This is a genomic window from Pseudomonas rossensis (assembly GCF_039888995.1).
GTDB classification, from domain to species: Bacteria; Pseudomonadota; Gammaproteobacteria; order Pseudomonadales; family Pseudomonadaceae; genus Aquipseudomonas; species Aquipseudomonas rossensis.
Genome location: NZ_JBBWCB010000084.1, coordinates 1 through 13,783, shown reverse-complemented (window position 1 = coordinate 13,783; position 13,783 = coordinate 1). Strand labels below are relative to the sequence as shown.

13 protein-coding genes are annotated in these 13,783 nt (G+C 57.4%); 6 read left to right on the top strand and 7 right to left on the bottom strand.

Features of this window, described 5'->3' with window-relative positions:
• Nucleotides 1-46 precede the first annotated feature (46 nt).
• The 7 genes from ispC to rpsB all read right to left on the bottom strand — a co-directional run bounded on the left by ispC (nt 47) and on the right by rpsB (nt 6,111).
• The gene (gene ispC, locus WLY71_RS20490) at nt 47-1,237 is read right to left on the bottom strand and encodes a 1-deoxy-D-xylulose-5-phosphate reductoisomerase (RefSeq protein WP_347804990.1); all 1,191 of its coding nucleotides are present in this window, start codon (nt 1,235-1,237) and stop codon (nt 47-49) included.
• Nucleotides 1,234-2,040 (bottom strand): phosphatidate cytidylyltransferase, encoded by an 807-nt coding sequence (locus WLY71_RS20485; protein ID WP_347804989.1) that lies wholly within the window; start codon nt 2,038-2,040, stop codon nt 1,234-1,236. Before WLY71_RS20485 ends, ispC begins: the two co-directional genes overlap by 4 nt.
• Nucleotides 2,040-2,795 (bottom strand): polyprenyl diphosphate synthase, encoded by a 756-nt coding sequence (gene uppS / locus WLY71_RS20480; protein WP_347804988.1) that lies wholly within the window; start codon nt 2,793-2,795, stop codon nt 2,040-2,042. The genes WLY71_RS20485 and uppS overlap by 1 nt, the downstream gene beginning before the upstream one ends.
• A 13-nt stretch (nt 2,796-2,808) precedes the next feature.
• Nucleotides 2,809-3,366: a ribosome recycling factor gene (gene frr / locus WLY71_RS20475; protein ID WP_347804987.1), complete on the bottom strand. Its 558-nt coding sequence runs from the start codon at nt 3,364-3,366 to the stop codon at nt 2,809-2,811.
• Nucleotides 3,363-4,106, bottom strand: a complete 744-nt coding sequence (gene pyrH, locus WLY71_RS20470) for a UMP kinase (protein WP_003172271.1) — start codon at nt 4,104-4,106, stop codon at nt 3,363-3,365. The genes frr and pyrH overlap by 4 nt, the downstream gene beginning before the upstream one ends.
• A 211-nt stretch (nt 4,107-4,317) precedes the next feature.
• Nucleotides 4,318-5,181 carry a translation elongation factor Ts gene (gene tsf, locus WLY71_RS20465; protein WP_150709957.1) on the bottom strand — a complete coding sequence of 288 codons (864 nt, stop codon included), beginning with the start codon at nt 5,179-5,181 and terminating at the stop codon, nt 4,318-4,320.
• A gap of 192 nt (nt 5,182-5,373) precedes the next feature.
• Nucleotides 5,374-6,111 (bottom strand): 30S ribosomal protein S2, encoded by a 738-nt coding sequence (gene rpsB / locus WLY71_RS20460; protein ID WP_003219330.1) that lies wholly within the window; start codon nt 6,109-6,111, stop codon nt 5,374-5,376.
• A gap of 373 nt (nt 6,112-6,484) precedes the next feature.
• Here rpsB and map point away from each other — a divergent pair, with 373 nt between their 5' ends.
• The 6 genes from map to WLY71_RS20430 all read left to right on the top strand — a co-directional run.
• Nucleotides 6,485-7,267 carry a type I methionyl aminopeptidase gene (map, locus tag WLY71_RS20455; protein ID WP_347804986.1) on the top strand — a complete coding sequence of 261 codons (783 nt, stop codon included), beginning with the start codon at nt 6,485-6,487 and terminating at the stop codon, nt 7,265-7,267.
• A gap of 45 nt (nt 7,268-7,312) precedes the next feature.
• Entirely contained in the window at nt 7,313-10,015 is a 2,703-nt protein-coding gene (locus WLY71_RS20450; RefSeq protein ID WP_347804985.1) for a [protein-PII] uridylyltransferase, read from the top strand.
• 126 nt (nt 10,016-10,141) lie between these two features.
• Nucleotides 10,142-11,341, top strand: coding sequence for a succinyldiaminopimelate transaminase (dapC, locus tag WLY71_RS20445; RefSeq protein WP_347804984.1), 1,200 nt, complete (start codon nt 10,142-10,144; stop codon nt 11,339-11,341).
• Nucleotides 11,342-11,500: 159 nt separating this feature from the next.
• Complete coding sequence (locus WLY71_RS20440) at nt 11,501-12,229, top strand: M12 family metallopeptidase (protein ID WP_347804983.1); 729 nt, start codon at nt 11,501-11,503, stop codon at nt 12,227-12,229.
• Between the two features lie 218 nt (nt 12,230-12,447).
• Nucleotides 12,448-13,209, top strand: coding sequence for a zinc metalloprotease (locus tag WLY71_RS20435; RefSeq protein WP_347804982.1), 762 nt, complete (start codon nt 12,448-12,450; stop codon nt 13,207-13,209).
• A gap of 344 nt (nt 13,210-13,553) precedes the next feature.
• Nucleotides 13,554-13,783, top strand: a 230-nt coding sequence (locus WLY71_RS20430) for an ArsC/Spx/MgsR family protein (protein WP_347804996.1), incomplete at its 3' end; no start/stop codon positions are given.

Below are 13,783 nucleotides of genomic sequence, written 5' to 3'. Positions count from 1 at the left end.
CTCCGCAATCCTGTCCAGTGCCGCATGGGTCAACGTATTGCAGCACTTACCGCCCGTGACGACTCAACCATTGTTCGGCCAGTACTCGCGCTTTCGCGTCGGCCGTGAACACTGCCTCGAGATCGTCAACCGCAACCACGGGCTCGAGATTCAATACTTCTTCGATGATACTCGCGATTTCCGGGTAGCGAACCCGCCCGTCGAGAAAGGCCGCGACCGCCACTTCATTCGCCGCATTTAGCATGGCCGGCGCGCTATTGCCGGATTCAGCCGCCTGACGCGCAAGGCGCAGACACGGGAATCGCTCTTCATCAGGCACCTGGAAGTCCAGGCGCGCAATTGCAAACAGGTCCAGCGGCGCAACACCCGAGTCGATTCGCTCCGGCCAGGCCAGCGCGTTGGCGATCGGCGTGCGCATGTCAGGGTTACCTAACTGGGCCAATACCGAACCGTCGATGTAATCGACCAGCGAATGAATCACGCTTTGAGGATGAATCACCACTTCGACCTGGGACGGCTTGGCATCAAACAACCAGCAAGCTTCGATCAGCTCCAGCCCCTTGTTCATCATGCTGGCCGAATCCACCGAAATCTTGCGCCCCATGGACCAGTTCGGGTGGGCACACGCTTGCTCAGGGGAAACATGCACCAGTTCAGCCATAGGTGTCTGTCGGAACGGACCGCCAGAGGCCGTGAGTAAAATCCGACGCACCCCGACGGCACCCAGCCCACGAGCAAAATCCTGTGGCATGCACTGGAAAATCGCGTTGTGCTCACTGTCGATCGGCAGCAACACCGAACCACTCTTGCGCACCGCCTGCATGAACAGCGCACCGGACATCACCAGTGCTTCTTTGTTGGCCAGGAGGATTTTCTTGCCGGCTTCGACCGCCGCCAGGGTCGGTCGCAAGCCCGCAGCACCAACGATGGCCGCCATGACCGCATCGACCTCAGGATCGGAAGCAACCTGACACAGGCCTTCCTCACCCACCAGCACGCGGGTCGGGAGGCCTGCGGCGCGCAGGTCGTCCTGCAAGCCTCGGGCAGCACCCGCCTCAGGCACCACGGCGAACCGCGGCGTATGACGAACACACAGCGCCAACAGCTCGCTCAGACGGGTGAAACCGCTCAAGGCGAAAACCTGATAACGCTCGGGATGGCGAGCGATGACATCAAGCGTGCTCAGACCAATCGAACCGGTCGCCCCCAGGACGGTAATCTGCTGCGGGCGGCTCACGGTGCCGCCATCCACAGCAGCACAGCAAACACTGGAATCGCTGCAGTCAGGCTGTCGATTCGGTCCAGCACGCCGCCGTGACCCGGCAGCAGATTACTGCTGTCCTTGATCCCGGACTGACGCTTGAACATGCTTTCGGTGAGATCACCTACCACCGAGATAAACACGATGATGGCTGCACCAATCAGACCTTTGAACAGCTGCGCCACCGTCCAGTCTCGAACCAGACCGACAATGACAGTAATGACCAGACTCACCGCGAGGCCGCCATAGACGCCCTCCCAGCTTTTGCCGGGACTGACCTGTGGCGCCAGCTTGCGCTTGCCAAAGGCACGACCGGAGAAGTAAGCACCGATATCAGCACCCCAGACCAGCACCATCACCGCCATGATCAACCAGTTGCCCAAAGGCTCCTGCTTGATCTGAACCAGACCTTGCCAGGCGGGCAGCAGGATCAGCAGACCGATCACCAGCTTGCAGGCAGCACTGGACCAAAGTTCGCTGGAGCGCGGATAAGTCAGCACCAGATAGGTTGCAACGCTCCACCAAAGCACCGAAGCGCCCAACACCCAAGGCGCGAGCCCAGGCAGGATATGCATGACAAACAGCATCAACGCGACAACAGCCGCATAGGCAACGCGGATCGGCTGCTCAGTGAAGCCTGCCAGGCGAGCCCACTCCCATGCACCGAGGGTCACGACCAGCCCGATGAACAGCGCAAAACCGGTGCCTTCGAGCAGGAAAAACCCGCACAGGGCAATCGGCAGCAGGATCAACGCGGTGATGAATCGTTGTTTAAGCATTAAACCCGGGCTCCAGCCTCGACCTGCTCGCTCGTTTTACCGAAGCGGCGTTGCCGAGAAGCAAAATCGGCCAACGCAGTACGCATGGCATCGTGTTTGAAGTCCGGCCAGAACAGGTCGGAGAAGTACAACTCGGCGTAAGCCAGTTGCCACAGCAGGAAGTTACTGATGCGATGCTCGCCACCGGTACGGATGCACAAGTCCGGCAACGGCAAATCGCCGGTAGCCAGACAGGTTTGCAGCAGTTCCGGGGTAATGTCTTCCGGACGCAGGTGCCCGGCCTGAACTTCCCGCGCCAGCCGCTGTGCGGCCTGCGCGATGTCCCACTGACCGCCGTAGTTGGCTGCGATCTGTAGAACGAAGCGATTGGCGCCCGCCGTCATTGCTTCAGCTTCACGCATGGCAGCTTGAAGCTCTGGATGAAAGCGCGAACGGTCGCCAATGATGCGCAGACTGATGTTGTTTTCGTTCAGGCGCTTGGCCTCGCGACGCAATGCCTTGAAGAACAGATCCATCAAGGCACTGACCTCGTCGGCCGGGCGCTGCCAGTTTTCGCTGGAGAAGGCGAACAGGGTCAATACTTCAACCTTGGCCTCGGCACACACCTCAATCACCGCGCGAACGGCATCCACACCCGCTTTATGACCGGCGACACCCGGCATAAAGCGCTTTTTCGCCCAACGATTATTACCATCCATGATGATCGCGACATGGCGCGGCACCGCGAACGGCGCAGTCTGCTTGGTCTTATCCATTCAAACGCGACCCTTATACGGCCATCAGGTCTTTTTCTTTCTGCGCCAAATTCGCGTCGATTTCAGCCACGTATTTTTTGGTCAGATCATCGATCTCGCCAGTGGCGCGACGTTCTTCGTCTTCGCTGATTTCCTTTTCCTTGACCAGATCCTTCAGCGAGCTGTTCGCATCACGACGGATATTGCGCACCGCAACACGGGCATCTTCAGCGACATCGCGAGCCTGCTTGGTGAAGCCCTTACGGGTTTCTTCGGTCAGGGCCGGCATGGAGATCAGCAGCAATTCACCCAGGTTGGTCGGGTTGAGGTTCAGACCCGCGCTACCGATGGCCTTGTCGACGGCGCCCAGCATGTTGCGCTCAAAGGCAACGACTTGCAGGGTACGGGCGTCTTTGACGGTGATGTTCGCCACCTGCTTGATCGGAGTGTCGGAACCGTAATACGGCACCATCACACCTTCCAGAATGCTTGGATGCGCCTGACCAGTACGAATACGGCCGAAGTTGTGCATTAGCGACTCGACGGATTTCTGCATACGCTCTTTAGCGTCTTTCTTGATTTCGTTGATCATTGTTGGCCTTCCTCGATCAGGGTCCCTTCAGCGCCGCCATGCACGATGTTCAGCAGGGCGCCGGGCTTGTTCATGTTAAATACGCGCAACGGCATCTTGTGGTCGCGGCACAGGCAAATGGCGGTCAGATCCATCACGCCCAGCTTGCGATCCAGCACTTCATCGTAAGTCAGATGATCGAACTTCTCGGCATGCGGGTCTTTGAATGGGTCAGCGGTGTAGACGCCATCGACCTTGGTCGCCTTGAGCACGACATCGGCATCGATTTCGATTGCACGCAAGCACGCTGCCGAATCCGTGGTGAAGAACGGATTGCCGGTACCGGCCGCGAAAATCACGACTTCCTTGGCGTTCAAGTGGCGCATGGCTTTGCGGCGATCATAGTGATCGGTTACGCCAACCATGGAAATGGCCGACATCACGATGGCCGAGATATTGGCACGTTCCAGCGCATCGCGCATGGCCAGGGCGTTCATCACAGTGGCCAGCATGCCCATGTGGTCACCGGTGACCCGATCCATGCCGGCCGCGCTCAGCGCTGCACCGCGGAACAGGTTACCGCCGCCGATCACCAGACCGACCTGAACACCGATGCCGACCAGTTGGCCGACTTCCAGCGCCATGCGATCCAGAACTTTCGGATCGATCCCGAACTCTTCCGAGCCCATCAGGGCCTCGCCGCTAAGCTTGAGTAGAATGCGTTTATAGCGAGCCTGATAACCACTGCCCTGCTGAGCCATTGCGAATCTCTCCTGCGGCGTATTTTAAAAATTCTTTGCGAGCTGTTTACAGCTGGCGTTCACTCTAGCTTGGCGCTGTTTCAGCGCCATCGGAACATGGCTTTGTAAGCCAGTTCCAAAGGGAAACCAATTAAAAATTGGTGCCCCATCTGAAAAGAGGCTGCGCGCGTAAGCGGGCAGCCTCTTCAGGGCGACAGTTATAAAAACCGTCTTATTGCTTGGCGGCAGCCAGCTGGGCAGCAACTTCTTCAGCGAAGTTGTCGACCGGTTTCTCGATGCCATCGCCTACTTTGAAGTAGGTGAAGGAAACGATTTCAGCACCGGCTTTCTTCGCCAGTTCGCCGACCTTGATTTCAGGGTTCTTGACGAACGCCTGTTCAACCAGACTCGCTTCAGCCAGGAACTTGCTGATACGGCCTTTGACCATATTTTCAACGATGTTTTCCGGCTTGCCGGCGATCTTGTCAGCGTTGAGGGTCAGGAACACGCCTTTCTCGCGTTCGACCGCTTCAGCGGAAACTTCCGATGGCAGCAGGAATTCAGGGTTAGTCGCCGCTACGTGCATGGCGATGTCTTTGGCCAGCTCAACGCTGCCGCCTTTAAGGGCAACCACAACACCGATCTTGTTGCCGTGCAGGTAACCACCAACAACGTCACCTTCAACGCGAGCCAGGCGACGGATGTTGACGTTTTCGCCAACCTTGCCGACCAGAACCAGGCGATCGGCTTCTTGAGCTTCGATCAGCGGAGCGACATCAGTCAGTTTGTCAGCGAACGCTTTTTCAACGCTGGAAGCAACAAATGCCTTGAAGTCGTCCTGCAGAGCCAGGAAGTCGGTCTGCGAGTTCACTTCCAGCAGAACGGCGGATTTACCGTCTTCCTTGAGAGCGATCGCGCCTTCAGCGGCAACGTTGCCAGCTTTCTTGGCAGCCTTGATGGCGCCCGAAGCACGCATGTCATCAATGGCTTTTTCGATGTCGCCGCCAGCCTTGGTCAAGGCCTTTTTGCAGTCCATCATGCCTTCGCCAGTACGCTCGCGCAGTTCTTTGACCAACGCTGCAGTAATCTCTGCCATTTCAAAATTCCTCTTGGATAGGTTTTCAACCATTCCACCCGATCGAACGGGCGATCAATTCTTCCCGAACCACCCTTGCTGGTTGCTGCAGGTTACAAAGGCTGTAACTGCGCTGCCGACAAACGGTTTTCGAGGTGGCAAAAAGGGGGCCAAGCCCCCTTTTTGCTTACTGAGTCAACGCCAAGGCGTCAATTACTCAGCTGCTGCTACCGGAGCTTCTTCAACGAACTGCTCGGTGCCGCCAGCAACGTGGTTGCGACCGCGGATAACAGCGTCAGCCATCGAACCCATGTACAGCTGGATAGCGCGGATTGCGTCATCGTTGCCTGGGATGATGTAGTCAACGCCTTCCGGGCTGCTGTTGGTATCGACTACGCCGATAACCGGGATGCCCAGCTTGTTGGCTTCGGTGATCGCGATGCGCTCGTGATCAACGTCGATAACGAACAGAGCGTCTGGCAGACCGCCCATGTCCTTGATACCACCCAGGGAACGATCGAGCTTCTCAAGATCGCGAGTGCGCATCAGCGCTTCTTTCTTGGTCAGCTTGGCGAAAGTACCGTCTTCGGCTTGCACTTCAAGGTCACGCAGACGCTTGATGGAAGCACGGATGGTTTTGAAGTTGGTCAGCATGCCGCCCAACCAGCGGTGATCGACGTACGGCGAACCGCAACGTGCTGCTTCTTCAGCAACGATCTTGCCAGCGGAACGCTTGGTGCCGACGAACAGAATCTTGTTTTTGCCCTGTGCCAGACGCTCTACGAAAGTCAGAGCTTCGTTGAACATTGGCAGGGTTTTTTCAAGGTTGATGATGTGGATCTTGTTACGCGCGCCGAAAATGTATTTACCCATTTTCGGGTTCCAGTAACGGGTCTGGTGACCGAAGTGCACACCGGCCTTCAGCATATCGCGCATGTTGACTTGGGACATGATAGTTCCTTAATAAGTCGGGTTTGGCCTCCACGTATCCCAATGACCAACCAGCAGCATCAGCTGAAGGCACCCAGGTCATCGTGTCGACACGTGTGTGGATTTAGGCTTTTCAGGGGATCCCCGGAAAGCGGCGCATTTTATATCACAAGGCTGAAAAAAACGGAACCCGGATTGTTAAATCCTGGCGCGTGCTTTGGTTCCGCCCCTTGGAATCCTCCAAGAATGCGCCATTCTATAAGGAGAAGCGATGCACAGAGGCTCAGATTTGCGCTGCTCGTCTGTTAGAATCGCGTTTTTCAGGGCCGCGAAGATCGACCGCGCAACGCCCATTCCGTTTTAGAAGGCGCCATCGAGCGCAGAGAGAGCCTGTATGACCGTCACCCTCAAAACCCCAGAGGACATCGCAAAAATGCGCATCGCCGGCAAACTGGCCGCCGATGTGCTGGAAATGATTGCCGAACATGTCAAGCCGGGCATTACCACTGAAGAACTGGACCGCATCTGCCACGACTACATCGTCAACGAGCAGAAAGCCATCCCTGCCCCGCTCAACTACAAGGGTTTCCCGAAGTCGATCTGCACCTCGATCAATCACGTGGTCTGCCACGGCATTCCGAACGAGAAGCCATTGAAGGATGGCGATACGCTGAACATCGACGTCACCGTCATCAAGGACGGCTACCACGGCGACACCAGTCGCATGTTCCACGTCGGCACCGTGCCGATCTGGGCCGAGCGCCTGTCGCAAATCACCCAGGAATGCATGTACAAGGCCATCGAAATCGTCAAACCCGGCTGCCGCTTGGGCGACATCGGTGAAGTCATCCAGAAGCACGCTGAAAAGAACGGTTTTTCCGTGGTTCGCGAATTCTGTGGTCACGGCATCGGCAAGGTGTTCCACGAAGAGCCGCAGATCTTGCACTACGGCCGCGCTGGCACCGGCATGGAACTGAAAGCCGGCATGACCTTCACCATCGAGCCGATGATCAACCAGGGCAAAGCCGACACCAAGGTACTGGGCGACGGCTGGACCGCGATCACCAAGGACCGCAAGCTGTCGGCACAGTGGGAACACACCCTGCTGGTAACCGAAACCGGTTACGAGATCTTCACCCTGCGCGCCGACGACACCATCGCGCGCGTTTCGGCCTGATCCGGGCGCGCAGCTCCTCAGCCTTATAGACAGGAAAGCCAATCGATGCCGCAGGTGGATCCCGAACTCTTCGACCGTGGCCAGTTCCAGGCTGAACTGGCCCTGAAGGCAAGCCCGATCGCGGCCTTCAAGAAGGCGATTCGCCAGGCCCGCGAGGTGCTCGACGAGCGCTTCCGCAGCGGCCGCGACATTCGCCGGTTGATTGAGGATCGCGCCTGGTTCGTCGATAACATCCTGCAAAAGGCCTGGGAGCAGTTCAGCTTGAGTTCCGAAGCCGACATCGCGCTGGTGGCGGTCGGCGGCTACGGTCGCGGTGAGCTGCACCCTTATTCCGACATCGATTTGCTGATCCTGCTGGACAGCGCCGATCACGAAGTTTTCCGAGATTCCATCGAGCGTTTTCTGACGCTGTTGTGGGACATCGGCCTTGAAGTGGGCCAGAGCGTTCGCTCGGTGGACGAATGCGTCCAGGAGGCCCGCGCCGACCTGACGGTCGTCACCAACCTGATGGAAAGCCGTACCATCTGCGGCCCCGAGCGCTTGCGCCAGCGCATGCTGGACGTCACCAGCACCGCGCACATGTGGCCGAGCAAGGACTTCTTCCTGGCCAAACGCGCCGAGCAGAAGGCCCGTCACCACAAATACAACGACACCGAATACAACCTGGAACCCAACGTCAAAGGCTCTCCCGGCGGCCTACGGGATATTCAGACGATTCTGTGGGTGGCCCGTCGCGAGTACGGCACCCTGAACCTGCGGGCCCTGGCCGGCGAAGGTTTCCTGGTTGAGAGCGAAAACGCGCTGCTGGCCTCCTCCCAGGAGTTCCTGTGGAAGGTTCGTTACGCCCTGCACATGCTCGCCGGCCGTTCCGAAGACCGCTTGCTGTTTGATCACCAGCGCACCATCGCCGGGCTGCTGGGCTTCAAAGGCGATGACGCCAAGCAAGCCATCGAAAACTTCATGCAGCAGTATTACCGGGTGGTCATGAGCATTGCCCAGCTCAGCGACCTGATCATCCAGCACTTCGAGGAAGTCATTCTCGCGCCGGAAGACGAAGCGCCGCCGCAGCCGATCAACTCGCGATTCCAGCTGCACGACGGTTACATCGAGGCGCGCAACGACAACGTGTTCCGCCGAACTCCGTTCGCCATGCTGGAAATCTTCGTACTGATGGCCCAGCAGCCGGAAATCAAAGGCGTGCGCGCCGACACCATTCGTCTGCTGCGAGAAAATCGCCACCTGATCGACGACGATTTCCGCAACGACATCCGCAACACCAGCCTGTTTATCGAGCTGTTCAAGTGCAAGATCGGCATCCATCGCAACCTGCGACGGATGAACCGTTACGGCATCCTCGGGCGCTACTTGCCGGAGTTCGGCTTCATCGTCGGGCAGATGCAGCACGACCTGTTTCACATCTATACGGTCGATGCTCACACCCTGAACCTGATCAAACATCTGCGTAAGTTGCAGTACACCCAGGTGTCGGAAAAATTCCCGCTGGCCAGCAAGCTCATGGGCAAACTGCCCAAACCCGAGCTGATCTACCTGGCCGGTCTGTACCACGACATCGGCAAGGGCCGGCACGGCGATCACTCGGAAATTGGCGCGGTGGATGCCGAAGCCTTTTGCCAGCGCCACCAGTTGCCAGTGTGGGATAGCCGCCTGATCGTCTGGCTGGTGCAGAACCATCTGGTGATGTCGACCACCGCCCAGCGCAAGGACTTGTCCGACCCGCAAGTCATCCACGATTTCGCACAGACTGTCGGCGACGAAACCCACCTCGATTATCTGTACGTGCTGACCGTCGCCGACATCAACGCCACCAACCCGACGCTGTGGAATTCCTGGCGCGCCAGCCTGTTGCGCCAGCTCTACACCGAGACCAAGCGTGCCTTGCGCCGTGGCCTGGAAAACCCGGTCGATCGCGAAGAACAGATCCGCCAGACCCAGAGCGCAGCACTGGACATTCTGGTGCGCGGCGGCACCGATCCGGACGACGTCGAGCAGCTGTGGGCGCAATTGGGTGATGACTACTTCCTGCGCCACACCGCCGGCGACGTGGCCTGGCACAGCGACGCGATCCTCCAGCAGCCGGCCGACGGCGGGCCGTTGGTGCTGATCAAGGAAACCACCCAGCGCGAGTTCGAAGGCGGCACGCAGATCTTTATCTATGCGCCGGATCAACACGACTTCTTCGCCGTGACCGTGGCCGCGATGGACCAGCTCAACCTGAACATTCACGACGCCCGGGTCATCACCTCCAGCAGCCAGTTCACCCTCGACACCTACATCGTGCTCGACACCGACGGCGACTCGATTGGCGATAACCCGGAGCGGGTCAAACAGATTCGCGACGGTCTGACCGAAGCCCTGCGCAACCCGGACGACTACCCGACCATCATTCAGCGTCGGGTACCGCGCCAGCTCAAGCATTTCGCGTTTGCGCCACAGGTGACGATCCACAACGACGCCCAGCGTCCGGTGACCGTGCTGGAACTCAGCGCGCCCGATCGCCCGGGCCTGCTCGCACGCATCGGCACGATCTTCCTGGAATTCGACTTGTCGCTGCAGAACGCCAAGATCGCCACCTTGGGCGAGCGCGTGGAAGACGTGTTCTTCATCACCGACGCGAACAACCAGCCGTTGTCCGACCCATTGCTGTGCAGCCGCTTGCAGGATGCAATCGTCGAACAGCTGAGTGTCAGCCAAGAACCCGATATCAAACTGTCACGACTGAGTATCTGAATTAACCAACTTTCCCTGTGGGAGCGAGCCTGCTCGCGAAGAGGCCGCCAGCTTCAACATCAACGTTGACTGACGCATCGCTTTCGCGAGCAGGCTCGCTCCCACATTCAAAGAGACCCCGTACCGATGAACAACGCTCTGAACCAGTTGCAGCCCTACCCGTTCGAGAAGCTCCGCGCCCTGCTCGGCAGCGTCACGCCAAACCCGGACAAACGTGCCATCGCGCTGTCCATTGGCGAGCCGAAACACCGTTCGCCAAGCTTTGTCGCCGAAGCCCTCGCAAGCAATCTGGATCAGATGGCCGTGTACCCGACCACCCTCGGCATCCCGGCCCTGCGTGAAGCCATCGCCGCGTGGTGCGAACGTCGTTTCAGCGTTCCAAACGGCTGGCTCGACCCGGCGCGCAATGTGCTGCCGGTCAACGGCACTCGTGAAGCGCTGTTCGCCTTCACCCAGACCGTGGTCAACCGTGGCGACGATGCACTGGTGATAAGCCCGAACCCGTTCTACCAGATCTACGAAGGCGCGGCGTTCCTGGCCGGTGCCAAGCCGCATTACCTGCCATGCCTGGATGAAAACGGCTTCAACCCGGATTTCGACGCCGTCTCACCGGACATCTGGAAACGCTGCCAGATCCTGTTCCTGTGCTCGCCGGGCAACCCGACCGGCGCACTGATCCCGGTCGAAACCCTGAAGAAGCTGATTGCCCTGGCGGACGAATACGACTTCGTGATCGCCGCCGATGAGTGCTACAGCGAACTGTATTTCGACGAACAAACCCCGCCGGCCGGCCTGCTCAGCGCCTGCGTGGAACTGGGCCGCAAGGACTTCAAGCGCTGCGTGGTGTTCCACAGCCTGTCCAAGCGCTCCAACCTGCCGGGCCTGCGCTCGGGTTTTGTGGCCGGTGATGCGGACATTCTCAAAGGCTTCCTGCTGTACCGCACCTACCACGGCTGCGCGATGCCGGTTCAGACCCAATTGGCCAGCGTTGCCGCATGGAATGACGAAGTGCATGTGCGGGCCAACCGCGCGCTTTATCGCGAGAAATACGATGCGGTACTGGAAATCCTCAGCCCAGTCATGGATGTACAACGCCCGGACGGCGGTTTCTACCTGTGGCCGAACGTTGACGGTGATGATGAAGCGTTTTGCCGTGATCTGTTCGTTGAAGAACATGTGACGGTCGTTCCTGGGTCTTATCTGTCTCGCGAAGTGAACGGTTCAAACCCCGGCGCAGGCCGAGTGCGTATGGCACTTGTGGCTCCGCTGGCCGAATGCATTGAAGCCGCAGAACGCATTCGCGCGTTTATTACCCGCAACAAGTAGTCTCCCGCCCGCACTGTGCAACGCAGTGCGGGCACACTTTATAACCGGTAACACTTCAGCCGAAATTAAAGTTCACCGAACTGCAGAGTCCCCCCTTACTCTCATGCAGCGCATTAGCTTGCGCATTCACACAACCTCACTTCAAGGAAGAAGTAGCCAATGAACAATATCGAAGACTGCAACCTCATCCAATGGCCCGACGATCAACAATCCTACGACGTTGCTGTTAACGAGAACCCTGAAAACGCAGGTTCCGCAACTGGCACTCGGCGCAAGCGCTCGCTGATCAATTATTCGAAACTCTGGGCAAACGGACGCACGCTCAAAATCGCTTTTATCGATGGCCCCAACGATGAGCACAAACAGAAAATCATCGACGCCGCCAGCCAATGGCTGCCGTATATCAATCTCAAGTTTGAGTTCGTCGATGATTTGCAGGGCGAGATTCGGATCGCTACCAAGAACAACGATAACAGCTCGATGCTGGGCACCGACGCGCTGTTGATTCATCCCGACTGGCCAACCATGAACCTGGGCGTCAAGCCCGAACATGAAGACTTCGAGGTGATTGTGATTCATGAATTCGGTCATGCACTGGGGGCGATGCATGAACACCAACATCCAGAGGCGAACATTCCCTGGGACAAACCGAAGGTGTATGAGTTCTACCAGAACCGCGAGATGAATCCGCTGTCCCGGGAAGATGTGGACAGAAACCTGTTCGCCCCCTTCAATACCCTGGATGCGATTTACACCTCTTATGATAAAAAATCGATCATGCACCACCCCGTACCCAACACGTTGACAGTGGGCAACTGGGAAGTCCCGATCAATCGCAGGCTCAGCAAAAAAGACAAACGACTGATGAAACTGCTTTATCCAAAATAAACAATAACCACCCAAATACAAAAAAGTTCGCAGGGTGCAACGCCCTGGGAACTCTCAACATCAAGCAATACAACTAATAACTGCCACACTTCTCCCAACCCACAAAGCTCATTAATCTACCCGAGCAACTACGCAACCCGACGCGCTCGATATTCCAGGTTTACCGCCCCAAACAAACACTCATTAATTCCAGCCGATACAAGTACGGATACTTAATCATGAACCCTGCAACAACTTGCCTCACCAGAAAACCGGAAGATGATCAGGCTTCCTATGAAGCTGCCATCGCCGAGAATCCTGCAAACCGCCCGACTTCCAGCTCCGGTCGCCAGAAACGGGCAGTCGCCAGACATACGAAATTCTGGGCTCCCGGCCGCACGTTGCGTATCGCGTTTTTAAATGGCAGCCAAGCTTTCAAGGACGGCGTCAAGGCTGCTGCAAGTAACTGGTTGCCCCATATCAATCTGAAGTTCGACTTCGTCGAAGGCGAAGTAGGTGATATCCGAATTCGCACCGGTACAGGACTCTACTGGTCCAGCATCGGTACCGACGCGCTACTTGATGAAGAAGGTCCAACCATGGAGATTTCGGACTGGATGCTTATACCTAAGCTCTTCGCCCACTATGTGATGCACGAGTTCGGTCATGCATTGGGAGCCGAGCATGAACACCTGCACCCTGAGGCAAACATTCCCTGGAACAAGCCAGCGGTTTACAGTGATCATTGGGTACCTGAAGACGCTGGTGAGGATGACTTCAGGCGAAAAGAGGTTGACGAGCGCTATTTCAATCTTCTCGACACCAGCGAAGTCAACTACTCGCCTTATGACCCAAAGTCGATCATGCACTATGAAATCCACCAGGCCTGGACGCACGGTGACTTCCAGATTTACCTGAACTTTGACCTCAGCGAAAAGGACAAGGCGTTCATGGCCGAGGCCTATCCCTATCCTGAACACACAACCGAGAGTCGCGATTAATTCGCTACAGGCTATTTGACCAGGCCCAGGTTGGTCTCACTCAAACCCTGCGCCCTCAACGCAAGCGGCCGCATTGGCCGTTTGCATAAAGCGTGGTTTTCAAGACAATCGACAGCATTGAAGTGCCATATTAGCCGCTTACACTGCGAGCGGGCCGTGGCGCTAATGTCGCATGCGACAGCTGATCGCCACGACAAACGGACAAACCCGACCACGGCCGACGCGAAACCGTCCGGTCATGGCATAATCCTTCACCTTTTATTTCCAGCACCTGCAAAGGGGGCAATTCCTTGACCGTTTCAAGCAAAACGTTGCACCTTTTCGGCATCAAAGCCTGCGACACCATGAAAAAGGCGCGCACCTGGCTCGATGAACACGCTGTCAGCTATAACTTCCATGATTACAAAGCGGCCGGAATCGACCGTGAACACCTGACCCAATGGTGCGACGAGCACGGCTGGCAAGTGGTGTTGAACCGTGCAGGCACGACCTTCCGCAAGCTCGACGACGAACGCAAAGCCGATCTCGACCAGCCGAAAGCCATCGAACTGATGCTCGCACAACCCTCGATGAT